The sequence below is a fragment of the Paraburkholderia sejongensis genome, assembly GCF_020880815.1.
GTDB classification, from domain to species: domain Bacteria; phylum Pseudomonadota; class Gammaproteobacteria; order Burkholderiales; family Burkholderiaceae; genus Paraburkholderia; species Paraburkholderia sejongensis.
The window spans coordinates 185,902-209,548 of sequence record NZ_JAJITD010000007.1; the positions used below are offsets into that span (position 1 = coordinate 185,902).

The following is a 23,647-nucleotide window of genomic DNA, read 5'->3' on the forward strand; positions in this document are numbered from 1 at the left end:
CGCGAACGTGCTGCAACGTGCTTCGAATCATCTCAAAATTGTCTTTCCGGAGTTGCTGACGACGGGCCGGGTTAGGGTAAGTCCCGTCCCCGTTCGAGCGGGTGCAGGCTCACACGCACGAGGGTGCCGGCGAGCCGCGGCGCCTGCTGGTAGACGTTGTCGTCGATCGTCAGCTCGCCGCCGTGCATCGCGGCGATCTCCCGCACGATCGCGAGACCCAGCCCGCTGCCGTCGCCTTCGCGGCCGAGAATCCGGTAAAAGCGCTCGACCACCCGCGAGCGCTCGGCGACCGGAATGCCGAGTCCGGTGTCCTCGACTTCGAGGTGCACGAGTCGCGCGGCCGGGTCATGTCGCACCCGCACGGTGATACGGCCGCCCGCCGGCGTGTAGCGGATCGCGTTGTCGATCAGATTCGCGAGCATTTCGCGCAGCATCACCGGATTGCCGTCGACCTCGACGGGCTCGTCGGGCGCTTCGTAGCCGAGATCCATCTGCTTGGCGAGCGCCGGCTGCACCCACTCGCGCACCGCGTTGCGCGCGAGTTCGCCGAGCTCGACCGGCGTGAAGATATGCCCGGAGCGACGGTTCTCCGCGCGCGCGAGCGCGAGCAGCTGCGTGACGAGCCGCGCCGCTTGTTCCGAGCTGGTCGCGATCTGTTCGAGCGAGCGATGCACCTCGGCCGACGCATCCTGCCGCAGCGCCAGTTCGGCCTGGGTGCGCAGGCCGGCGAGCGGGGTTTTCATCTGATGCGCGGCGTCGGCGATAAAGCGCTTCTGCAACTCCATGTTCTGTTCGAGGCGCGTGAGCAGATCGTTGAACGAGGTCACCAGCGGCTCGATTTCGGGCGGTGCGCGGCGCGCTTCGAGCGGCGACAGATCGTCCGGGCGGCGCGCGCGGATGTGCGCCTGCAGTGCGTGCAGCGGCTCGAGCCCTCGCGACAGGCCGAACCACACCAGCAGGATCGCGAGCGGCAGGATCACGAACTGCGGCAGGATCACGCCCTTGATGATGTCGTTGGCGAGCGCGCTGCGTTTGTCGAGCGTTTCGGCGACCTGCACCAGCACCGGCTGCGCGCCGGGCGTCTGCGGAAACTCGACGGTCGTGTAGGCGACGCGAATGTCGTTGCCGCGCAGCACGTCGTCGCGAAATTCGACGATCCCCGCCTGCGGCCGGTCTTCCTCGTGCGGCAGCGGCATGTCGCGCTCGCCGGCGACCAGCTCGCCGCGCGTGCCGAGCACCTGAAAGAACACGCTGTCGACGTTGTCCGCGCGCAGGAAGTCGCGCGTCGATTCGGGCAGCGTCAGCTCGGCCACGCCGTTGACCGGATGGATCTGGCGCGCGAGCACGTAGGCATCGGTTTCGAGCGCGCGGTCGAACGGCCCGTTGGCGATCGACTTGGCCACGAGATAGGTGACCGCGAGGCTCATCGGCCACAGCAACAGCAGCGGCGCGAGCATCCAGTCGAGAATCTCGCCGAACAGCGAGCGCGGGCGCGCCTCGGCGGCGGCTTCGGTTTCGTCGGGTGGGGCGAACGGGTTCGCGTAGCGGGCGTCGCGCGCCTCGTCGAGGTCCGCCGCGTGCGCCGTGGCGCGATCAGCGCGTGCGGACATCGCGGCCCTCTACTTGTAGTGGTGGCTCGCCGGCATCGCGTCGGACGCGGGCGGCGTTGCACGAGACTCGGAGGCGGCGGGGGAGGTCGGCGCGGCCTTTTCGAGGCAGTAGCCGAGCCCGCGCACGGTGATGATCCGCACGCCGCTCGGCTCGATCTTCTTGCGCAACCGGTGCACGTACACCTCGATCGCGTTGTTGCTGACTTCCTCGCCCCATTCGCACAGATGGTCGACCAGCTGCTCCTTCGAGACCAGCCGGCCGATCCGTTGCAGCAGCACTTCGAGCAGACCGAGTTCGCGCGCCGACAGATCGATTACCTGGTCGTTCACGTACGCGATCCGGCCGACCTGATCGAACGACAATGAGCCGTGCCGCGTGACGGTCGGGCCGCCGCCCGCGCCGCGCCGGGTCAACGCCCGCACGCGCGCCTCGAGTTCGTTCAGCGCGAACGGTTTGGCCATGTAGTCGTCGGCGCCGAGGTCGAGGCCCTTCACGCGTTCGTCGACGCTGTCGGCGGCGGTCAGGATCAGCACCGGCAGGTTCGAATTGCGCGCGCGCAGGCGCCGCAGGACTTCGAGTCCAGACATGCGCGGCAGGCCGAGATCGAGGATCAGCAGGTCGAACGTCTGCATTGACAACGCGGTATCGGCTTCCACGCCGCTTTTCACGTGATCGACCGCATAGGCCGATTGGCGGAGTGATCGAACCAGACCGTCCGCGAGTATGCTGTCGTCTTCGGCTATCAGAATTCGCATGATGCGCCAGCTGGCTTTGCCGGCACCGTGGGGCTTGCCGCGGCGCGCAGCGGTCTCCGAACAATGATTGTGAGTAGTTGAGGCGGCGCGACAGTAAAAATGCACGATCGCATGACAATCCCGCTTGCCAAAACTACTGTTTTTTTATACAGTGTCTGCGTTTCGTGTGCTGTTCCTCAGAGTCACGCCAAATCTGGCTGAAAACCGGGCGCACACCTGCCTCAGACGCCGTTCATCATAGCAAAGGACGATTCATGGAAGAAAGCAAGAAAGGCTCGGCTGGACTGACTGCTGAAAAGAGCAAGGCACTGGCCGCCGCGCTCGCGCAGATCGAAAAGCAGTTCGGCAAAGGGTCGGTCATGCGGCTCGGCGCAGGTGAGGCAGTCGAAGACATCCAGGTCGTCTCGACCGGTTCGCTCGGCCTCGACATCGCACTGGGCGTCGGCGGTTTGCCGCGTGGCCGTGTGGTCGAAATCTACGGTCCGGAATCGTCCGGTAAAACCACGCTGACGCTGCAGGTCATCGCCGAAATGCAGAAGCTGGGCGGCACTGCGGCGTTCATCGACGCGGAACACGCGCTGGACATCCAGTACGCGGGCAAGCTCGGCGTGAACGTCGCCGACCTGCTGGTCTCGCAGCCGGACACCGGTGAACAGGCGCTCGAAATCGCCGACGCGCTGGTGCGCTCGGGCTCGATCGACATGATCGTGATCGACTCGGTCGCGGCGCTGGTGCCGAAGGCTGAAATCGAAGGCGAAATGGGCGACTCGCTGCCGGGTCTGCAGGCACGTCTGATGTCGCAGGCGCTGCGCAAGCTGACCGGCACGATCAAGCGTACGAACTGCCTCGTGATCTTCATCAACCAGATCCGTATGAAGATCGGCGTGATGTTCGGCAACCCGGAAACCACCACTGGCGGTAATGCGCTGAAGTTCTACGCATCGGTGCGTCTGGACATTCGCCGTATCGGTTCGATCAAGAAGAATGACGAAGTGATCGGCAACGAAACGCGCGTGAAGGTCGTCAAGAACAAGGTGTCGCCACCGTTCCGCGAAGCGATTTTCGACATCCTGTACGGCGAGGGCATCTCGCGTCAGGGCGAAATCATCGACCTCGGCGTGCAGGCGAAGATCGTCGACAAGGCTGGCGCATGGTACAGCTACAACGGCGAACGGATCGGTCAGGGCAAGGACAACGCGCGTGAATTCCTGCGCGAAAATCCTGAGATCGCACGTGAAATCGAAAACCGCATCCGCGAATCGCTGGGCGTCACCGCAATGGCGGACGCAGTGACCGGCGCAAACGCGGAAGAAGTCGCGGGCGAAGAAGAGTAAGCATCACGTGATACGCAAAGGCCGGCCCTTGTCCGATTCCGGACGCTATCCGGGCGGCCCGCGCGACCCGGCGGATGGATCACCTCATGATCGGGGTTCATCCGCCGGCGCTCCGCCAGATCACCTCGACTCATTCGACCCATTCGAATCTTTCGACGCACACGATCGCGCCGAGGGCCGTGGCCCGCAGCGTACGCGATCGACATCTTCCCGCGTGTCTCCCGCATCGGCGAGCGCGGATTTCTCCGAAGCTCCCACCGAAGCCACCTACACCCGCTCGCGCCGCCGACCCGGCGAAGCGAAGCCGGACCAATCCGCTGACCAACCGTCGAAATCCCGGCGTCCAACCCGTTCGCTGAAGGGGCGCGCACTGGGCTATCTGTCGCGTCGCGAATACAGCCGCGCGGAACTGGCGCGCAAGCTGAAGCCCTACGTCGAAGAAAACGATTCGCTCGACACGGTGCTCGATTTACTCGAAGCCGAAAACTGGCTATCCGATTCACGCTTTGCGGAAAGTCTCGTCCACCGGCGCGCATCGCGGCTCGGCACGAGCCGCATTCTCGGCGAACTCAAACAGCACGCGCTGAACCCGGTGCTCGTCGAAGAGGCCACCGCGCAACTGCGCGAAACCGAACTCGCGCGCGCCCACGCGGTGTGGAGCAAGAAGTTCGGGCAGCTCCCCGGGACCCCGGCCGAGCGTGCGAAGCAGGCACGCTTTCTCGCGTCGCGAGGCTTTTCCGGCGCGACGATCGGCAAGATCCTGAAGGGCGTTGAAGAGCTCTGGGAAGGCGACTAGCGCAGCGCTCGCGGCAACAGCGGGAGCCGGGCAATTCACGCGCCGCGCATCGCCGCACAGTCGTGCGCAATCCGGGGTATCCCAAATACCCGTTATGCTAAAATCCAGAGGTTTTCCAACCGGTCTTTCCTTCCCGCATGCCGCTCTCCCCGCCAGTGTCCCGTCAGTTGCGCCATCGTCGCGCAATCCGAGCGGAAGCCTTTGAGCGAGCCGATGGCCTGTGGGATGTGGAAGCGTGCCTGACCGACGAAAAGCCGCGTGAGGTGGCGCTTGCGTCGGGTGTCCGGCCAAATGGTCAGCCGATCCATGAACTCTGGCTTCGCATCACCATCGATCGAGAGCTCAATGTCGTCGACGCTGAAGCGTCGTCCGACTGGGTTCCCTATCCAGGGTTGTGCCAGACCAGCAATCCCGCCTACCGTGCCCTCATCGGGCTCAATCTGTTCCACAACTTCCGTCGCGATGCTGCCCGTTTGCTGGCCGGCACGGCCGGTTGCACGCATCTCACCGAGTTGTGCGCGATCCTGCCGACCGCCGCGATCCAGGCGTTCGCCGGCGACGTGTGGAACACCGGTGACAGCAAGCCCGGCGCGGACGCGGATTCGGCAGACGCGGCGGCGGACGGCACAGGCGAACATTCCAACGACAAACCGCCATTCCAGCTGGGACGCTGCCACGCGCTGCGTTTCGACGGCGAGGCGGTGAAACAGTTTTATCCGCGCTGGTATGGCCACGCACCGCGTCCGGCGGAACGCGCGGCCTCGTCGGGCGAGACGCCGGTTCGTGAAGAAGGCGGCAGCGCGTCGGCCTGAATGGCGGCGGCGGAATCGAAGTTCAATCCAACTCTCAGACTGAAGGGAATCACGCATGAAGATTCACGAGTACCAGGGTAAGGAAATCCTGCGGAAATTCGGCGTCGCGGTACCGCGCGGCAAGCCGGTCTTCTCGGTGGATGATGCGGTCAAGGCCGCGGAAGAGCTCGGCGGCCCGGTGTGGGTCGTGAAGGCTCAGATCCACGCGGGTGGCCGTGGCAAGGGCGGCGGCGTGAAGGTCGCCAAGTCGCTGGAACAGGTTCGCGAATACTCGAACCAGATCCTCGGCATGCAGCTCGTCACGCACCAGACCGGTCCGGAAGGCCAGAAGGTGAATCGCCTGCTGATCGAAGAAGGCGCTGACATCAAGAAGGAACTGTATGTCGGTCTCGTGATCGATCGCGTGTCGCAGAAGATCGTCGTGATGGCATCGAGCGAAGGCGGCATGGACGTCGAAGAAGTCGCGGAAAAGACGCCTGAGCTGATCCACAAGGTTGCAGTCGATCCGTCGACCGGCCTGAAGGACGCTGAAGCCGACGACCTCGCGAAGAAGATCGGCGTGCCCGACGCTTCGATCCCTCAAGCTCGTGCGATCCTGCAAGGCCTGTACAAGGCATTCTGGGAAACCGACGCATCGCTCGCGGAAATCAACCCGCTGATCCTGACCGGCGACGGCAAGGTCATCGCACTCGACGCGAAGTTCAACTTCGACTCGAACGCGCTGTTCCGTCACCCGGAAATCGTCGCCTACCGCGATCTGGACGAAGAAGATCCGGCTGAAGTCGAAGCTTCGAAGTTCGACCTCGCGTACATCTCGCTCGACGGCAACATCGGCTGCCTCGTGAACGGCGCGGGCCTCGCAATGGCAACGATGGACACCATCAAGCTGTTCGGCGGCGAACCGGCGAACTTCCTCGACGTCGGCGGTGGCGCGACGACCGAGAAGGTCACCGAAGCGTTCAAGATCATGCTGAAGAACCCGAACCTGACCGCGATTCTGGTCAACATCTTCGGCGGTATCATGCGCTGCGACGTGATCGCGGAAGGCGTGATCGCGGCGTCGAAGGCCGTGTCGCTGAAGGTGCCGCTGGTGGTCCGCATGAAGGGCACGAACGAAGATCTGGGCAAGAAGATGCTCGCCGAATCCGGCCTTCCGATCATCTCGGCGGACAGCATGGAAGAAGCGGCTCAGAAGGTCGTCGCGGCCGCAGCGGGCAAGGCGTAAGCCTCAGTCCCCAGCGCGTTTACCAGCTCATCGGCCAGCTCACTTGCCTGGTCTACGAATGGCGGCGCGCGAGCGACGCGGGCGTGCAACGGCACGCCTCGCGGCGCCACCGCGCGACACCAAACGAACAGAGGTCAATACATGTCGATTCTGATCAACAAAGACACCAAGGTCATCACGCAGGGCATCACCGGCAAGACCGGTCAGTTCCACACGCGTGCTTGCCGTGAATACGCAAACGGCCGCGAAGCGTACGTCGCGGGCGTGAACCCGAAGCGCGCCGGCGAAGATTTCGAAGGCATTCCTATCTACGCTAGCGTCGCTGAAGCCAAGGCTGAAACGGGCGCGACCGTGTCGGTGATTTACGTGCCGCCGGCAGGCGCTGCCGCGGCAATCTGGGAAGCAGTCGAAGCCGACCTGGATCTCGCAATCTGTATCACGGAAGGCATCCCCGTCCGCGACATGATCGAGATCAAGGACCGTATGCGTCGCGAAAACCGCAAGACGCTGCTGCTCGGACCGAACTGCCCGGGCACGATCACGCCGGACGAACTCAAGATCGGCATCATGCCGGGTCACATCCACCGCAAAGGCCGCATTGGCGTCGTGTCGCGTTCGGGCACGCTGACCTATGAAGCAGTCGGCCAGCTGACCGCGATCGGCCTCGGCCAGTCGTCGGCAGTCGGTATCGGCGGCGACCCGATCAACGGTCTGAAGCACATCGACGTGATGAAGATGTTCAACGACGATCCGGATACGGACGCCGTCATCATGATCGGCGAGATCGGCGGTCCGGACGAAGCGAACGCTGCGCACTGGATCAAGGACAACATGAAGAAGCCGGTGGTCGGCTTCATCGCTGGCGTCACGGCGCCTCCGGGCAAGCGCATGGGCCACGCCGGCGCGCTGATCTCGGGCGGTGCGGACACCGCTGACGCGAAGCTGGAAATCATGGACGCATGCGGTATCAAGGTCACGAAGAACCCGTCGGAAATGGCGCGTCTTCTGAAGGCGATGCTGTAAAAACGAATTCGCGTGCCCCGCGCACGCGATTTTGATACGCTTACGAGGTCCTTTCGTGAGCGGGCGGTCCCGAAAAGCGGGGGAGTGCAGACTCCCCCGCTTTTTTTCGTCCGTGCGGTTAGTCGTGGATACCCGCTGCGGCGCTCGCCCCGGCGCACTTTTTTCAAGCGTTTCTCATGCTCGAATTTTTCTCGACGCTCCATTGGGGCGCGGTGTTCCAGATCATCGTCATCGATATCCTGCTCGGCGGCGATAACGCGGTCGTGATCGCGCTCGCGTGCCGCAATCTGCCGCCGCAGCAGCGCCTGCGCGGCGTGCTGTGGGGCACGGCCGGCGCGATCCTGTTGCGGGTGGTGCTGATCGCGTTCGCGGTCGCGCTGCTCGATGTGCCGTTTCTGAAATTCGCGGGCGGCATTCTGCTGCTGTGGATCGGCGTGCGTTTGCTCGCGCCGGCCCACGACGGGCATGACAACGTGAAGCCGGCCGACAAGCTGATTTCCGCGATCAAGACGATCATCGTCGCGGACGCGGTGATGAGCGTCGATAACGTGATCGCGATCGCCGGCGCGGCTGAGGCCGCCGAGCATGAGCATCGGCTGGCGCTGGTGATCTTCGGTCTCGTGGTCAGCATTCCGCTGATCGTGTGGGGCAGTCAGCTGATCCTGAAGCTGCTCGATCGCTTCCCGGTCGTCGTGCTGTTCGGTGCGGCGCTGTTGGGCTGGATCGCCGGCGGGCTGATGGTCAACGATCCGGCCGGCGATCGCTGGCCGGTTCTCGACTCGCCGGTTGCCGAGTATGGGATGAGTATCGCGGGGGCGGTATTCGTCGTGCTTGCTGGATATCTGCTGAAGCGGCGTAACGCGCGACGCGCGGCGGTTTGACGGGGCGCGCCGGCGTTGCTTGCCGACGCGAGCGTGATTCCACGCCTGCCTCGTCACCACCCGCGGCACCAGCCTGGCCATCCGGCCGACTGTGCCGCGCGAGCCTTGCTCGCTACGATTGAAACGCCTGTTCCCGATCCGCGGGGCAGGCGTTTTTCGTATCAGGAGGCTGCCGATGATCGTGACCCTGCCGTATTCCCCTTACTCCCACTCGAAGCATTCGCCGCGCCACGCATGGTGGCGCGCCGGCTGGCAGAGGCGTCTGTTGCGCGCGTGCCGCCGCTGCGGCGTCGGCTTCACGCTGATCGAACTGATGATCGTGCTGGCGATCGTCGGCGTGATCGCCGCCTATGCGATTCCCGCGTACCAGGACTATCTGGCGCGAAGCCGGGTCGGCGAAGGGTTGTCGCTGGCGGCTTCGGCGCGGCTCGCGGTGGCCGAAAACGCCGCGAGCGGCAATGCGTTCGGCGGCGGTTACACGTCGCCGCCGGCCACCCGCAATGTCGAGTCGATCCGGATCGACGAAGACACCGGGCAGATCACCGTGACCTATACGACGCGCGTCGCGCAGGCGGGCGCGAACACGTTGGCGCTGGTGCCGTCGGTGCCGGACAACGCAGATGCGCCGACCGCGCGCGTCGCGTTGACGAGGGACGCGGTGCTCAGCGGCGCGCTGACCTGGGAATGCTTCGTCAGCGGCAAGAGCGCGTCGTCGCTACCGGCGCCGGGCGCGGGTCCGGCACCCACCGAAGCGCCGACGCTCGCGGCCAATCTGGCGCCGCCCGAATGCCGCTCGTAAGTCGGCGCATCAGCGCGTGAAAGAGGGGCGAGCCGACGCTCGAAGCGGCGGGGCAGCGGCTGACGCGATGACGCGAAGCGGCCACCTAATAGGCTGATTTTTCATCTATTTCGGCGGGGCCGGCGCACAGCGCAAGGAATTTTTTGTATAGTGCGCCGGTTGCTGACGCCCACCCGTTGATTCGATGCCCACCCCTTTCGCGCGCTACCTGTCTCTCGTTCTGCTGGCTCTCGCGTTGGTGCTGCCTTATGCGGTCGCAGCCCACACCTACCCGATCCCGACTTTCTACGCTGAATTCACCACGCTCGCGCTGTATCTGCTGACCGGCGCCGCGGTCGTGCTGCTGGTCGCGACCACGCGGCCGCGCGTGGCCTTCGCGTCGCCGACGGTCGCGCTGGTGCCGCTGCTGTTCGGCCTGCTGCTGGTCGTGCAGACCTTCGTGTTGCCGGTCGAGCAGCCGTCGATGAACTGGCTCGGCGCCGGTTTCCTGCTCGCCGCGTTCATGGCGGTGCACGCGGGCTACGGCTTCGCGCGCGTGAAGCTCGATGAAACCGCGTTGCGCTGGGCGGCCGGCGCGTTGATCGTCGGCGGTCTGTTCGCGGTGTTCAGCCAGGTGATCCAGCTGTTTCATCTCGAGACGCGGGTCGCGCCGCTCGTCGTCGCCTACAACATCACGATCGAGCGCCGGCCGTTCGGCAACATGGCGCAGGCGAATCACCTGGCGACCTACATCGCGTTCGCGGTGGCAGGCGCGTTGTATCTCGTGCAGACGCGTCGCATTGCGCTGCCGATCTGGCTGCTGGTGTCGACGCTGTTTTCGGTGGGCCTCGCGCTGACCGTGTCGCGCGGGCCGTGGCTGCAGATGGGCGTGATCGTTGTCGCCGGTTTCTGGATGGCGTTCGCGCAGATGCGCAGCGACGCGCAACTGCGCCGCAGCAACCGCGAATGGCTGATTCCGATCGCGCTCGCGGTGCTGTTCTTCGTGGTCAACGCGCTGATCCGCTGGGCCAACGTGCACTACAACCTCGAGCTGGGACAGTCGGCGGCCGAGCGCTTCAAGGACGCCGGCCAGATCGCGCCGCGCCTCGCGTTGTGGAAATACGGGCTGACGATGTTCAAGGCCCATCCGCTGATCGGCGTCGGCTGGGGCGAATTCCCGAACTATCAGTTCGAGCTCGTCAAGCAACTCGGCGGCGTCGAAATCGCCAACAACTCGCACGACATCTTTATCGACCTGCTCGCGAAGACCGGTCTGATCGGTCTGGGCATCGTGCTGCTGGGTCTGATCGCGTGGCTCGTGCGGGTGGTGCGCGCGCCGCAGAGCGCGGCGCGCGTGTTCGGCATCGCGCTGATCGGCGTGCTGACGATGCACGCGCTGGTCGAGTATCCGCAGCAATACATGTTCTTCCTGCTGCCGGCGATGTTCGTGTTCGGTCTGCTCGAAACGCGGCCGTTGCGGATCGTGCCGGCGAACGTGTCGCTCGGTGCGTTCGCGGTGGTCGTGTTCGGCGGGCTGGCGTCGCTGTATCCGGTGTATCGCGACTATGCGCGCGCCGAGGTGCTGTATTACGGCTCGCGGCCGGCCGAACAGTACGCCGCCGATCCGTCGTTGCTGTTCGGCGCGTGGGGCGACTACGGCCTCGCGACGCTGCAGCCGATGAATCCGCTGAACCTGCAACGCAAGCTCGCGATGCATCGCCGCGCAATCTCGCTGCTGCCGGGCGAAACGGTGCTGCGCCGTTACGCGGTGTTGCAGGCATTGACCGGCGATACCGCGGCGGCGCTCGATACGGTCGAACGGCTGCGGATTTTTGCCGAGGAATTGAAGGACTGGCCGGCGCAGCTCGGTTACCTGTACGAGTTGGTCGATGAGCAGAAGTCGCTCGCGGGCTTCAGGGAGGAGCTGGTCAAGCGTTACGGTACGCCGGCGGCCGGCGCGCACCAGTCGGACGACGAGGATAGCGACGACGAGTGAGCATGGAAGGCTGGTCTGCGCGGGCAGGGGGCGCGGACTTCACCGCTGGCCCTTACCCCACCATCAAAGCTCCGAATACTTCGTCGCCGTTCCTTTCGCCTTGTCCGCCGGATAGCGGACCTCGTTCAGCTTGAGCTTTTCCGCGGCCGCGTCGACGAGGTCGAAGCCCGCGGTATGCGCGACCAGCAGCAGATACATAAAGACGTCCGCGCATTCGTGGCGCAGGTCGGTCAATTGCTCCCGGTCGCCGAGCATCGTGTCGATCTGCGCATCGGTTTTCCACTGAATCGTCTCCAGCAGCTCGCCGGCTTCGATGCCGGTCGAGACGATCAGATTGCGCAGCGTATGAAACTGCTTCCAGTCGCGCGCGTCGCGAAATGCCAGTAGCTGTTCGAGCAGTTCGTCGTGGGTCATATCGGTGTCCTGAGCGTCGCGGGATAATTCTGGGGCCGGCGCTTATCCGGCGCTAATAGAACCGGCTTTCAAGCCCCCGCCACCCAATCCCCCGACTTCCCCCCATGCTTCTCCATCACCTTCACATCGGTGATGACCATCCCGCGATCGACCGCCTTGCACATGTCGTACACGGTCAGCAGTCCGACCTGTACCGCGGTCAGCGCCTCCATTTCCACCCCGGTCCGTCCGAGCGTCTCCACCTGCACCGTGCAGTGGACGCCGGGCAGCGTGTCGTCGAGTTCGAAATCGGCTTTTACGCGCGTGAGCGCGAGCGGATGGCACAGCGGAATCAGATCGGCGGTGCGCTTCGAAGCCTGGATCGCCGCGATCCGCGCGATGCCGATCACGTCGCCCTTTTTGGCGTTGCCGTCGCGGATCAGCGCGAACGTATCGGGCAGCATCCGGATCGAACCTCGCGCGACCGCGATGCGTTTCGTCTCCTGCTTGCCGCCGACGTCCACCATATGCGCTTGGCCGGTCGCATCGAAATGAGTGAGTTCTGGCATGGTTGGCTCCTTCAGAGGGCGCCTATCATAGCAGTGCGTTAGCGCTGCGATGCAGGTGCGATAGGGCAGAGCGATAGCCGCGCCGCGCAAGCCTTGCCGCTATTTCGACACAGCCTCGTCACAGCCTCGCAACAGAGCGCGCGCCGCTTCCGAACCGTCGCGGCGACTGGCTACAATTGCCGTCAGCTGTACCCGAGCTTAGCCCGATCTATGTCCCGCGACGCCGATGCCCGCTATGTTAGTCCGGCCGGCACGCGGCGTTTTTCGACTTCGTCAGACCGGCCCCGCGATGCGTGCAAAACGGTTTCTCGCTGCGTTGTTGTCCGGCGCGCTGATGGCGCCGCCGGGCGCGTTCGCGCAAGCGGGGAGCGTGACCGGCTTCGCGCCGAACCTGCCGTCCGCCGAGTCGCCGTTGGTCAGCGGATCGGCCGACAGCTACGCCGATCCGGTGCTGCCGCCCGACATCGCGCGCGGCGTGTTCGGCACCTACGGCGGCGCGCAAAGCCGCTTTTCGACCGGTGCCGTCGGCGCCGGCAGCCACACCGGCGATGGCTGGCGCGCGCCGATCGCCGCGCAGCAATTGCCCGATCTCGGCAGCGGCGGTTCCGGTTCGCTGACGCCGCAGGCCGAACGCAAGCTCGGCGATCGCGTGATGCGCGAAGTGCGGCGCGACCCCGACTATCTCGACGACTGGCTGGTGCGCGACTACCTCAATTCGGTGGCCGGCAAGCTCGCGGCGGCCGCCAACGCGCTGTACATCGGCGGCTATCGTCCGGACTTCGACCTGTTCGCGGTCCGCGACGCGCAGATCAACGCGTTCTCGCTGCCGGGCGGCTTCATCGGCGTGAACACCGGCCTGATCGCGGCGACGCAGACCGAGTCCGAACTCGCGTCGGTGCTCGGCCACGAGATGGGCCACGTGCTGCAGCGACATATCTCGCGGATGATCTCGACCGGCGAGCGCAGCGGCTACGCGGCGCTGCTCGGCATGCTGTTCGGCGTGCTGGCGGGGGTGCTCGCGCACAGCGGCGACCTCGGCGGCGCGATCGCGATCGGCAGCCAGGCGTACGCGGTCGACAGCCAGTTGCGCTTTTCCCGCTCGGCCGAGCAGGAGGCGGACCGCGTCGGCTTTCTGCTGCTCGCGGGCGCCGGCTACGACCCGTATGCGATGTCGTCGTTCTTCGGCCGGCTCGATCGCGCGGCGATGAACGACAACGGCATTCCGGCGTATGCGCGCTCCCATCCGCTGACCGGCGAGCGGATCGCCGACATGGACGATCGCGCGCGCCGCGCGCCGTATCGCCAGCCGCATCAGGACCCCGAATACGGTTTCGTGCGGGCCCGCGCGCGCCTGTTGCAGGACCACGCGCGCAACGAATACGCGGACGAAATTTCCCGGTTGCGCGCGGAAATCGACGAACGCACCGCGCTGAACGCCGCGGCGAACTGGTACGGGATCGCGTATGGGCAGATGCTGCTGGAGCGTTACGACGACGCGGTGGCCTCGCTGGCAACCGCGCGCGCGGCGTTCGCGGCGGGCGCGCGCGAGGCCGGCGAGCCCGAGCGCAGTGCGCCGAGCCTCGACGTGCTGGCGGCCGACATCGCGCGGCGCGCCGGTCACGACGACGACGCGGCGCGGCTTGCGGCGCTGGCGCAGAAGCGCTGGCCGGACTCGAACGCGGCGATCGACATGCACATCCGCACGCTGCTCACGCTGCACCGTTTCGCCGACGCGCAAGCGCTCGCGAAACAGGAGACCCGCGCGCATCCGGATCAGCCCGCGTGGTGGCTGTATCTCGCGCAGGCGAGCGCGGGCAGCGGCGATGTGTTGATGCAGCATCGGGCGATGGCGGAGAAGTTCGCGCTCGACGGCGCGTGGCCGTCGGCGATCCGCCAGCTAAAAGACGCGCGCGATCTGAAGACGATCGGCTATTACGACCTCGCAACCGTCGACGCGCGTCTGCACGAGATGGAGAGCCGCTACAAGGAAGAGCGGCTGGACGAGAAAGGTTAGCGCAGTTAGTTGAAGCTGAAGCGGCGGCCGCGCCGCGCGCGTCAGGTCGGCGTGTGCACCGCCGCTGCGGCTGCCGCGGGACTTGCGATAAACCCGAACCGCGCCGCCACCTCGTCATGCCGGATGCTCTGCAGAGGCAGCGGGGCTTGTGCATTCCAGTGGAGTTCACCGCTCATCGACCCATCGTCGGCGAGCGTCGCGTGATCGGCGAACAGTTCGAGATCGTGATCGTGCAGCACCGCGATGCGCGCCGGCTGTGTGTGGTCGGCGAACAGAATTGCGCCGTCTTCGTCGACGAACACCGCGGCCGGCTCGAACCTGCCGCCTCCCTGGTCGTGCAGCGCGAGCGCGCCGCCGGCATCGACCGACAATCGGACGACCCACGGCGTATAACCAAGCTCCACATACACCCGCTGCGGCCCGTTCTGAAAAAACCACTGCCCCCGCTCATCGACCTCGTAATTACGGTTGATGAAGCCCAGCAGCGCGTCGTGCCGGATCGCCGTGCCCGGCGCGCCGCTCGCCTGGGCCGCTTCGTCGCGCATGCGCCAGTTGCCGCGCCGGTCGAGCATCAGCCAGCCGGTGCAGCTCGGCACATTCGGCCATTTGGCCAGCGACTGTCTGACGATGTCATCCATGATCGACGTGACGCTCCAGGTAGCTGAACACGCGCCGCGACAGCCAGTCGATGCGGCCCGGAAACGGCCCGGTCATGAAGCCCGCGTGGCCGCCGTGCTCGGGTTGATACAGCTCGACCGCGTTTGACACCTCATGCGGCGACGGCAGCGCGGTGGCCGGCAGGAACGGGTCGTTGCGCGCATTGAGCACCAGCGTCGGCACCTCGATGTGCGGCAGCAGCGGGCGGGTGGTCGCGCTGCTCCAGTAGTGATCGGTATTGCGAAAGCCATGCAGCGGCGCGGTCACGACGTTGTCGAACTCGTACATCGTGCGGCTCGCGAGCATCGCGTCGCGGTCGAACAGGCCGGGGAACTGCTCGAGTTTCTGGCTGGCTTTCTGTTTGAGGGACTTCAGGAAGTTGCGCGTGTAGACGAGACCGAAGCCTTGCGACAGCGCGCGGCCACCCGCGTGCACGTCGATCGGCGTCGAAATCGCCGCGGCCGCGGCAACGAGCGGCACCGCCTCGTCGCGCTGTTCGCCGAGCCAGCGCAGCAGCACATTGCCGCCGAGCGACACGCCGGCCGCGACCACCGGCCCGCGATGCGCGGCCGCGAGACGGCGCAGGATCCAGTCGACCTCGTTGCTGTCGGCCAGATGGTAGAAGCGCGGCAGCCGGTTCAGCGAACCGCTGCAGCTGCGAAAGTGCGGCACCACGCCGTGCCAGCCGTACTGGCGCGCGGCTTCCATCAGCGCGGCCGCATAGTGCGAGCCGGAGCTGCCTTCGAGTCCATGGAACAGTACGAACAGCGGCGCGGTGGCGGCGGGCGCCGCTTCGTGCGCGACCCAGTCGAGATCGATGAAGTCGCCGTCCGGCGTGTCCCAGCGCTCGCGCCTGAACGGCACCGCGGGGCGGCGCGCGAATAGCGACGGGACGATGGTCTGGACATGCCGGTTCGGCAGCCACAGCGGCGCGCGGTACAACAGTTCGACGCTCGCCTCGACGGCCGCCGCGACGCGGGCGGTGGGGGAGGTGGGTTGATTGGGCGTCGAACTCATACCGGCGGAAAAACCAACGAACGTGGAGTTGAAACGGCGGCGCCGCGCGTCAGTGCAGCGGCCCCTGGCCATGCCGCATGCGGGTCGCGAACTGGCTCGCGGTCTCGTTCGGCATCGGGCTCGCGTGAATGTGCGCGATGCGCCACTCGCCGCGTTCATGAACCATCACGTAGGTCGTGAAGACCATCGCGGGTATCGCGGCCGGATCGGCCGGGCGATGCGCTTCGGCAATCGCGTAGACGACGGTGCCGAGGCTGTCGTAGACGCGGATGTCGAGCGGCTCGATCGACACCGGCTGCGCTTCGAGCTGGTTCTGCAAACCGGTGCGGATGTTCTCGAGCCCATGCAGATGCGAGCCGTCGGCGCAGATGCAGCTGACGAATTCCTCGTCGATCCACAAGCCCATCAAGCCGTCGATATTGACCTCGGCGACGGCCTGATAGTAGGCGTTCAGGGTATCGGCGGCGGCTTCGAAGATATGGGCAAAACGTGGCATGGCTCGTCAGTCTCGTGTGCGCGGCGCGCGGTTGCGGGTCAGCGTAGCGGGACGGTCCAGTGCTCCGGACCGTCGCTCCCGGGCGTCAGCTTGCCCGCGCCGCAAGGCGCGAACATGACGCGACGCGCTCGGGGCGTGCGGTGTTGCTTGCGAGTGCCGGCCGGCTCAGCGCTGCGCGAGCAGCATGCCGCGCAGATCGCCGAAAACCTGCTCGGCGCTCAACTGCTTCAGGCAGTTCAGGTGGCCGAGCGGACACTCGCGCTCAAAACAGGGGCTGCATTCGAGATGGAGCCATTGTACCTTCGCGAGCTCGGACAAGGGCGGGGTGTGGCGCGGATCGGTCGAGCCGTACACGGCCACCAGCGGGCGGCGCAGCGCGGCGGCGACGTGCATCAGACCGGAGTCGTTGGTGACCACCGCGTTGGCCCGCGAGATCAGCGCGCAGGCCTCGCCGAGCGCGGTCTGGCCGCACAGATTGCGCACGTTCGGCGCTTTCTCGGCGATCGCCTGGGCGAGCGGCGCGTCCTTCGGCGAGCCGAGCGCGACGATCTGCGTGTACGGGAACGACTGGCCGACCATCTGCGCGAGCGCTGCGAAATGCTCGGGCGGCCAGCGCTTGGCCGGACCGTATTCGGCGCCGGGGCAGAACACCAGCAGTGGCACCCGGGTGTCGAGATTGAAGCGCGCCGAGACCCGCGATGCCTCGTTCAGATCCGTGTCGAGACGCGGCAGCGGCAGATCCTCGGGGATCTTCGCGCCGGGCGCGTACGCGAGCGCGGCGTAATGGCCGACCATCGGCGGACGCTGATCCTTGCGCGGATTCGCGTGGCGCACGTTCAGCACGCCGTAGCGGCTCTCGCCGGTGTAGCCGATGCGCAGCGGGATGCCCGCGAGCCACGGGATGAGTGCCGACTTGAACGAGTTCGGCAGCACGTAGGCCGCGTCGTAGCCGACGTCGCGCAGATCGCTCGCCAACTGCCAGCGGCGCAGCATCTGCAGCTTGCCGTGGGCGAGGTCGGTTGCGTAGACGTCGCGGATTTCCGGCATCCGTTCGAGTACGGGCGCGACCCAGCTGGGCGCGACCGCGTCGATGACGATGCGCGGATGCAATTTCACGAGGCGCGCAAACAGCGGCTGCGCCATCAATGCGTCACCGATCCAGTTCGGTGCGATAACCAACGCGCGACGCATCAGAGTGAGGTCCGGTGTCGAAACGAAGCGCCGCGCGCGGCGCGCGTGGCGTTCGGAGGGGTAAAAGGGGAAATGAGAGCCGCTGCGGCGCGTGACCGGTTGCCCGGACGCGCCGCGACGGCGGCACGGCTTTCAGTGAGACGGCGCGGCGCGGGTGCCCGAAGCAGCGGCGCGGCTGGCTGGCCGCGCGCGCCGGCTCGTACCTGCGCGCGCTGGCGGAGCCGGCCTGAAGCCGCTCGAGCCCCCCGGGCTCAATGGCCCTTGATCACTTCGCCGTCGCGCAGCTTGTAGCGCGTGCTGCAGTACGGGCAGCGTGCTTCGCCGTGCGAGACGTCGATGAACACGCGCGGATGGGCGCTCCAGCGCGGCATGGCCGGGTTCGGGCAGTACGCCGGCAGATCTTTTGCCGTCAGTTCGACCAGCGGCATTTCCTTGATATCGCTCATGAGACTTTCTCGTTGTATGCGGGGTGCGGGCAGCGCGCCGCCACGCGGCGGCGCGGGCGCCTCTCGGACGCGGTTGCGTCAGATCTTCGTGAGCCAGTGCGCGTACTTCGCGCTCTTGCCGTTGACGACGTCGAAGAAGGCCGACTGCAGCTTCTCGGTGATCGGGCCGCGCGCGCCGGCGCCGATCGTGCGGTTGTCGAGTTCACGGATTGGCGTGACTTCGGCGGCGGTGCCGGTGAAGAACGCTTCGTCGCAGGTGTAGACCTCGTCGCGGGTGATGCGCTTTTCGATCACCTGCAGGCCCATGTCGCGCGCAAGCGTGATCACGGTGTCGCGCGTGATGCCGTCGAGGCACGACGACAGGTCCGGCGTGTACAGCTTGCCGTTGTTGACGAGGAAGAAGTTTTCGCCAGAGCCTTCCGACACGTAGCCGTCGACGTCGAGCAGCAGCGCTTCGTCGTAGCCGTCGGCGATCGCTTCCTGGTTCGCGAGGATCGAGTTCACATACCAGCCCGATGCCTTCGCGCGCACCATCGACACGTTCACGTGATGGCGCGTGAACGACGAGGTCTTCACGCGGATGCCCTTGGCGATGCCGTCTTCACCGAGGTAGGCGCCCCACGGCCACGCGGCGATCGCGACGTGGATCGTGTTGCCCTTGGCCGACACGCCGAGCTTTTCCGAGCCGACCCAGATGATCGGGCGCAGGTAGCAGGATTCGAGCTTGTTTTCGCGGACCACTTCGCGCTGCGCGGCGGCGAGCGTTTCGTGGTCGAACGGCACGTCCATCTGGAAGATCTTCGCCGAGTTCAACAGGCGCTTGGTGTGCTCCTGCAGGCGGAAGATCGCGGTGCCGCCGTCGGCCGTCCGGTAGGCGCGCACGCCCTCGAACACGCCCATGCCGTAGTGCAACGTGTGGGTGAGCACGTGGATCTTGGCATCGCGCCAGTCGATGAGCTTGCCATCCATCCAGATCTTGCCGTCGCGGTCGGCCATTGACATACGATTCTCCAGCAGGTGCGTTGTGAGGTGCGGCCTAGCGCGGGGGGCCCTGGCCGAGGAGCGCTATTTTAGCGTCATTTGCACACGCAACGGGCATTCGGGCGCTGCCGGCGCATAGCGCGGACGCTATAATCCGGCGCACACTTAAATCGATTCCGGAGACGCCGGCCGAGCTCGCAAGCCGGCGCCCACCGGGCCTTCCTGACGGCGTTTCCCGCGCCCGCGCCCTTTGCCTGATGCTCGCCCGACTGTCCGATACCGATCGCCGTGCCTTCCGTGAAGGCTTGCGCGACTACTCACCCACGCTGATGGCGATTTTCTCGTGGGGCCTCGTGACCGGCATCGCGATGAGCAAGTCCGTGCTGACGCTGCCGCAGGCACTGACGATGTCGCTGCTGTGCTACGCGGGCTCGTCGCAACTGGCGGTGCTGCCGCTGCTCGCCGCCAAGCTGCCGGTGTGGACCGTGCTGGCCACCGCGGCGATGGTCAATACCCGCTTCGTGATCTTCAGCGCCGGTCTGGCGCCGCATTTCTCCTATCTGCCGATGTGGCGGCGCATCGTGCTCGGCTATTTCAACGGCGACGTGATCTACCTGCTGTTCGTCAAGAAGACCTTCGCGACCGGCTACGTGCCGGGCAAGGAGGCGTACTTCTGGGGGATGGCGGTCGCGAGCTGGCTGTCGTGGCAGGTGTCGTCGATCATCGGCATCCTGCTGGCGAGCCTGATTCCGGACAACTGGGGGCTCGGGCTGGCCGGCACGCTCGCGCTCTTGCCGGTGATGGTCGCGGCGATCGCGACCCGCTCCACATTGGTCGCGGTCATCGTCGCGGCGATCGTCGCGCTGCTCGCCTTCGAGCTGCCGTACCGGCTCGCGCTGCTGCTCGCGGTGCTCGCGGCGATTGCCGCCGGTAGCGTCGCCGATCTGCTGGTCGAACGCGCGGACCTGCGCCGCATCCGCCGCGCGAGCGGCAAGCCGGGAGACGCCCGATGACCTCCACGCAAATCTGGCTCGCGATCTTCGGCATGACTTTCGTCACCGCGTTCACGCGCGCGATGTTCCTGATCGGCGGCGAGCGCACCGTGCTGCCGCCGCGCGTGCAGAAGATGCTGCGCTACGCGCCGGCGGCCGCGCTCGCCGCGGTGGTGGTGCCCGAGGTGCTGGCGACCCCCGCCGGGCTGTCGTTCGCGCCGTCCAACCATGAGCTGTACGCGACGCTGGCCGGGCTCGGGTGGTTTTTGTGGCGGCGCACCATGCTCGGCACCATCGTGACCGGAATGGCGGTGTTCACGCTGATGCGGGTCTTCATGTGACGGCTCGCGGCGGCCCATGCTGCACTGCGGCCTCACCAGGGTGCGGCCAAATACGGGAGATTCGCGCCATCGCGGGTCAGAAGGGTGGTGGGATCAGTTAAAATGCCGCTTTTCGGGATGAGTGCGCCGCACGCAGTAACGCAACCCGCGCAACCCGCGCAGCCCGCGCGCCCGGCCGCCGGCGCCCGATCCCGCGGAGCCGCTGGGCCGATGCGCAGGTACTGGCCGCGAATCGCCCGGCGCAGCCCGCCACCGCCTTCTCATCAACTCGCCTACTCAAGCCCATGAACAAGGTATTGCGTCTCTCCGACCTGATCGCCGAAGGCAAGCTGTCCGGCAAACGCGTATTCATCCGTGCCGATCTGAACGTGCCGCAGGACGATCAAGGCAACATCACCGAAGACACCCGTATCCGTGCGTCCGTGCCGGCCATCAAGGCCGCGCTCGACGCCGGCGCCGCCGTGATGGTCACCTCGCACCTGGGTCGTCCGACCGAAGGCGACTTCAAGCCTGAAGACTCGCTCGCGCCGGTCGCGAAGCGTCTGGCCGAACTGCTCGGCCGCGACGTGCCGCTGGTCGCGAACTGGGTCGAAAACGGCGTGAACGTCGCGCCGGGCTCGGTCGTGCTGCTCGAAAACTGCCGCGTCAACAAGGGCGAAAAGAAGGACTCCGACGAACTCGCGCAGAAGATGGCCAAGCTCTGCGACGTCTACGTGAACGATGCGTTCGGCACCGCGCACCGCGCCGAAGCGACCACCCACGGCATCGCCAGGTACGCGCCGGTCGCGTGCGCGGGCCCGCTGCTCGCGGCCGAGCTCGAAGCGCTCGGCAAAGCGCTGGGCGCGCCGAAGCGTCCGCTGGTGGCGATCGTCGCCGGCTCGAAGGTGTCAACCAAGCTGACCATCCTGAAGTCGCTCGCGGACAAGGTGGACCAGTTGATCGTCGGCGGCGGCATCGCCAACACGTTCATGCTCGCGGCCGGTCTGAAGATCGGCAAGTCGCTCGCCGAGAACGACCTCGTCGACGAAGCGAAGGCGATCATCGAGGCGGCCAAGGCACGCGGCGCATCGGTGCCGATCCCGACCGACGTGGTCACGGCCAAGGAATTCTCGCCGACCGCGAAGGCCGAGGTGAAAGCCGTCGCGGATGTGCAGGACGACGACATGATCCTCGACATCGGACCGGAAACCGCGAAGGTGCTGGCCGCGCAGCTCGAAAAGGCCGGCACGATCGTGTGGAACGGCCCGGTCGGCGTATTCGAGTTCGACCAGTTCGGCAACGGCACGAAGACGCTCGCGGACGCGATCGCGCGATCCTCGGCGTTCTCGATCGCCGGCGGCGGCGACACGCTTGCGGCGATCGCCAAGTACGGGATCCAGCAGCAGGTCAGCTATATCTCGACGGGCGGCGGCGCGTTCCTCGAGTTCCTCGAAGGCAAGAAGCTGCCGGCGGTCGAAGTTCTGGAATCGCGGGCTTAACGTGGCGACGCGCTCCCCAACCGTGAAGTCGACCAGGGCGCGTGGCGCGCAAGTGCCGCGCGGTAATGCGGCAGCAACGGCAGGGGAGCGGGCGCAGCGCGTGAGCACTGCGGCGGCGGTGGCCGCCACGGAGGCGGCGCAAGCTTCGCCCGCTGACGCGGCCACATCGGAAGCGCTTACCGACCAGCCAGACAGCGCGCCGGCGGCCCGCGCAGACTCCACCGCGCCGGCGCAACCGTCCGGCAACCAGCAGTCATCCGCGCCGGCCCACCCGGCGCCGGTCCTGCATACCGCATCACCCGTCTCACTCCACAAAGCGACGCCGGTCATAACCGGCGCGCGCCCCGCGGCATCGTTCGATGCGCAGACTCTGCAGCAGACCTACAGCGCTTATCCCAGCGATCCCATCCAGACGAGGAGACTCATGCATCGCGCCACCAAGATTGTCGCTACCATCGGTCCGGCTTCCAGTACGCCGGAAATCCTACTGCAAATGATTCATGCGGGAATGGATGTGGTGCGACTCAATTTCTCCCACGGCACCGCCGACGACCACCGCCAGCGCGCCGAATTCGTGCGCGAGGCGGCTCGCCAGGCAGGCCGCGAGGTCGCCATCATGGCCGACCTGCAAGGCCCGAAGATCCGCGTCGGCAAATTCGACAACGGCCGCACCACGCTGCTGGCCGGCAATACGTTCATCCTCGATGCGGACTGCGAGCTCGGCAACGACGAGCGCGTCGGCCTCGACTACAAGGATCTGCCGCGTGACCTGAAGCCGGGCGACGTGCTGCTGCTCAACGACGGCCTGATCGTGCTGAACGTACAGCGCGTGATCGGCAACGAGATCCACACGGTCGTGAAGATCGGCGGCGAGCTGTCGAACAACAAGGGCATCAACCGTCAGGGCGGCGGTCTGTCGGCGCCGGCGCTGACCGCGAAGGACATGGAAGACATCCGCACCGCGATGTCGCTCGGCGTCGACTTCATCGCGGTGTCGTTCCCGAAGAACGCGACCGACATGGAAATGGCCCGCCAGCTCGCCAACATCGCAGGCGCGCCGTACGGGATCAAGCCGAAGATGATCGCGAAGATCGAGCGTGCCGAGGCGATTCCGGCGCTGCAGGGCATCCTCGACGCATCGGACGGCATCATGGTCGCGCGCGGCGACCTGGCCGTCGAAGTGGGCAACGCCGCGGTCCCCGCGCTGCAAAAGCGCATGATCCGGATGGCCCGCGAATCGAACAAGTTCGTGATCACCGCGACCCAGATGATGGAGTCGATGATCCACGCGCCGGTGCCGACCCGTGCGGAAGTGTCGGACGTCGCCAACGCGGTGCTCGACGGCACCGACGCGGTGATGCTGTCGGCGGAGTCCGCGGCGGGCAAGTACCCGGTGCAGACCATCGAAACGATGGCCGCGATCTGCGTCGAAGCGGAGAAGTCCGAGCAGTCGGAACTGGACAAGGATTTCCTCGACCGCACGTTCACGCGGATCGACCAGTCGATCGCGATGGGCGCGCTGTTTACCGCCTATCACCTCGGCGCGAAGGCGATCGTCGCGCTGACCGAGTCCGGCTCGACCGCGCTGTGGATGTCGCGTCACTGGAGCCACGTGCCGATCTTCGCGCTGACGCCGCGCGTCGGCAGCGAACGCGCGATGGCGCTGTACCGCAACGTGACGTCGCTGCACCTGGACACCAACACCGACCGCGACATCGCGCTGCAGCAGGCGCTCGAAACCGTGGTCGGCAAAGGCTATGCGTCGCGCGGCGACATGGTGGTGCTGACCGTCGGCGAGCCGATGGGGCAGGCCGGCGGCACCAACACGCTGAAGATCGTGCGGGTGGGCGAACCGTACTGA

Annotated in this window: 23 protein-coding genes; 13 read left to right on the forward strand and 10 right to left on the reverse strand. The window is 66.2% G+C overall.

All coding sequences use genetic code 11. The annotated features are described in order from the left end of the window. Positions 1 to 71: 71 nt before the first annotated feature. Positions 72 to 1,610: a sensor histidine kinase gene (locus LJ656_RS15805; RefSeq protein WP_230510347.1), complete on the reverse strand. Its 1,539-nt coding sequence runs from the start codon at positions 1,608 to 1,610 to the stop codon at positions 72 to 74. Between the two features lie 9 nt (positions 1,611 to 1,619). Continuing rightward, positions 1,620 to 2,366 (reverse strand): response regulator transcription factor, encoded by a 747-nt coding sequence (locus LJ656_RS15810; RefSeq protein ID WP_230510348.1) that lies wholly within the window; start codon positions 2,364 to 2,366, stop codon positions 1,620 to 1,622. Between the two features lie 254 nt (positions 2,367 to 2,620). On the opposite strand from LJ656_RS15810, the gene recA reads away from it, so the two are divergent. The 8 genes from recA to LJ656_RS15850 all read left to right on the forward strand — a co-directional run bounded on the left by recA (position 2,621) and on the right by LJ656_RS15850 (position 11,211). Then, positions 2,621 to 3,700, forward strand: a complete 1,080-nt coding sequence (recA, locus tag LJ656_RS15815; RefSeq protein ID WP_230510349.1) for a recombinase RecA — start codon at positions 2,621 to 2,623, stop codon at positions 3,698 to 3,700. A gap of 7 nt (positions 3,701 to 3,707) precedes the next feature. Further along, positions 3,708 to 4,496, forward strand: coding sequence for a recombination regulator RecX (gene recX, locus LJ656_RS15820; RefSeq protein ID WP_230510350.1), 789 nt, complete (start codon positions 3,708 to 3,710; stop codon positions 4,494 to 4,496). A gap of 137 nt (positions 4,497 to 4,633) precedes the next feature. Further along, positions 4,634 to 5,308 (forward strand): DUF2889 domain-containing protein, encoded by a 675-nt coding sequence (locus tag LJ656_RS15825; protein WP_230510351.1) that lies wholly within the window; start codon positions 4,634 to 4,636, stop codon positions 5,306 to 5,308. A 55-nt stretch (positions 5,309 to 5,363) separates the two neighbouring features. Next, entirely contained in the window at positions 5,364 to 6,533 is a 1,170-nt protein-coding gene (gene sucC / locus LJ656_RS15830) for an ADP-forming succinate--CoA ligase subunit beta (RefSeq protein ID WP_075302690.1), read from the forward strand. 141 nt (positions 6,534 to 6,674) lie between these two features. Continuing rightward, complete coding sequence (sucD, locus tag LJ656_RS15835; protein ID WP_075302688.1) at positions 6,675 to 7,556, forward strand: succinate--CoA ligase subunit alpha; 882 nt, start codon at positions 6,675 to 6,677, stop codon at positions 7,554 to 7,556. Positions 7,557 to 7,732: 176 nt separating this feature from the next. Further along, on the forward strand, positions 7,733 to 8,437 hold the full coding sequence (locus LJ656_RS15840; RefSeq protein ID WP_230510352.1) for a TerC family protein: 705 nt from the start codon (positions 7,733 to 7,735) through the stop codon (positions 8,435 to 8,437). Between the two features lie 175 nt (positions 8,438 to 8,612). After that, positions 8,613 to 9,236, forward strand: coding sequence for a pilin (locus LJ656_RS15845; protein ID WP_329958878.1), 624 nt, complete (start codon positions 8,613 to 8,615; stop codon positions 9,234 to 9,236). A 184-nt stretch (positions 9,237 to 9,420) separates the two neighbouring features. Next, the gene (locus tag LJ656_RS15850; RefSeq protein ID WP_230510353.1) at positions 9,421 to 11,211 is read left to right on the forward strand and encodes a PglL family O-oligosaccharyltransferase; all 1,791 of its coding nucleotides are present in this window, start codon (positions 9,421 to 9,423) and stop codon (positions 11,209 to 11,211) included. A 63-nt stretch (positions 11,212 to 11,274) separates the two neighbouring features. On the opposite strand, the gene LJ656_RS15855 is transcribed toward LJ656_RS15850, so the two are convergent. Further along, positions 11,275 to 11,625 (reverse strand): nucleotide pyrophosphohydrolase, encoded by a 351-nt coding sequence (locus LJ656_RS15855; RefSeq protein WP_230510354.1) that lies wholly within the window; start codon positions 11,623 to 11,625, stop codon positions 11,275 to 11,277. 68 nt (positions 11,626 to 11,693) lie between these two features. Continuing rightward, positions 11,694 to 12,173 carry a cyclic pyranopterin monophosphate synthase MoaC gene (gene moaC / locus LJ656_RS15860; protein WP_230510355.1) on the reverse strand — a complete coding sequence of 160 codons (480 nt, stop codon included), beginning with the start codon at positions 12,171 to 12,173 and terminating at the stop codon, positions 11,694 to 11,696. A gap of 289 nt (positions 12,174 to 12,462) precedes the next feature. On the opposite strand from moaC, the gene LJ656_RS15865 reads away from it, so the two are divergent. Then, on the forward strand, positions 12,463 to 14,187 hold the full coding sequence (locus tag LJ656_RS15865; RefSeq protein ID WP_230510356.1) for a M48 family metalloprotease: 1,725 nt from the start codon (positions 12,463 to 12,465) through the stop codon (positions 14,185 to 14,187). A 41-nt stretch (positions 14,188 to 14,228) separates the two neighbouring features. On the opposite strand, the gene LJ656_RS15870 is transcribed toward LJ656_RS15865, so the two are convergent. The 6 genes from LJ656_RS15870 to LJ656_RS15895 all read right to left on the reverse strand — a co-directional run bounded on the left by LJ656_RS15870 (position 14,229) and on the right by LJ656_RS15895 (position 18,996). Next, a complete protein-coding gene (locus tag LJ656_RS15870; RefSeq protein WP_230510357.1) occupies positions 14,229 to 14,825 on the reverse strand; it encodes a DUF2946 family protein in 597 nt (198 codons plus the stop codon). Next, positions 14,818 to 15,861, reverse strand: a complete 1,044-nt coding sequence (locus LJ656_RS15875) for a hydrolase (RefSeq protein ID WP_230510358.1) — start codon at positions 15,859 to 15,861, stop codon at positions 14,818 to 14,820. The genes LJ656_RS15870 and LJ656_RS15875 overlap by 8 nt, the downstream gene beginning before the upstream one ends. Before the next feature lie 49 nt (positions 15,862 to 15,910). Then, complete coding sequence (locus tag LJ656_RS15880; RefSeq protein WP_075302662.1) at positions 15,911 to 16,357, reverse strand: nuclear transport factor 2 family protein; 447 nt, start codon at positions 16,355 to 16,357, stop codon at positions 15,911 to 15,913. Between the two features lie 165 nt (positions 16,358 to 16,522). Then, the gene (gene waaF / locus LJ656_RS15885) at positions 16,523 to 17,548 is read right to left on the reverse strand and encodes a lipopolysaccharide heptosyltransferase II (RefSeq protein WP_230510359.1); all 1,026 of its coding nucleotides are present in this window, start codon (positions 17,546 to 17,548) and stop codon (positions 16,523 to 16,525) included. A gap of 251 nt (positions 17,549 to 17,799) precedes the next feature. Continuing rightward, positions 17,800 to 17,994, reverse strand: a complete 195-nt coding sequence (locus LJ656_RS15890; protein WP_006049970.1) for a zinc-finger domain-containing protein — start codon at positions 17,992 to 17,994, stop codon at positions 17,800 to 17,802. Between the two features lie 78 nt (positions 17,995 to 18,072). After that, positions 18,073 to 18,996, reverse strand: coding sequence for a branched-chain amino acid transaminase (locus LJ656_RS15895; protein WP_230510360.1), 924 nt, complete (start codon positions 18,994 to 18,996; stop codon positions 18,073 to 18,075). A gap of 236 nt (positions 18,997 to 19,232) precedes the next feature. Between LJ656_RS15895 and LJ656_RS15900 the strand changes: the two genes are divergently transcribed. From LJ656_RS15900 to pyk, 4 genes are all read left to right on the forward strand, one after another. Next, positions 19,233 to 19,988: an AzlC family ABC transporter permease gene (locus tag LJ656_RS15900; protein ID WP_230510361.1), complete on the forward strand. Its 756-nt coding sequence runs from the start codon at positions 19,233 to 19,235 to the stop codon at positions 19,986 to 19,988. Further along, positions 19,985 to 20,308, forward strand: coding sequence for an AzlD domain-containing protein (locus LJ656_RS15905; RefSeq protein ID WP_230510362.1), 324 nt, complete (start codon positions 19,985 to 19,987; stop codon positions 20,306 to 20,308). Before LJ656_RS15900 ends, LJ656_RS15905 begins: the two co-directional genes overlap by 4 nt. Before the next feature lie 284 nt (positions 20,309 to 20,592). Continuing rightward, positions 20,593 to 21,786 carry a phosphoglycerate kinase gene (locus LJ656_RS15910; RefSeq protein ID WP_230510363.1) on the forward strand — a complete coding sequence of 398 codons (1,194 nt, stop codon included), beginning with the start codon at positions 20,593 to 20,595 and terminating at the stop codon, positions 21,784 to 21,786. Positions 21,787 to 22,210: 424 nt separating this feature from the next. Beyond that, positions 22,211 to 23,647, forward strand: coding sequence for a pyruvate kinase (gene pyk / locus LJ656_RS15915; protein WP_230510364.1), 1,437 nt, complete (start codon positions 22,211 to 22,213; stop codon positions 23,645 to 23,647).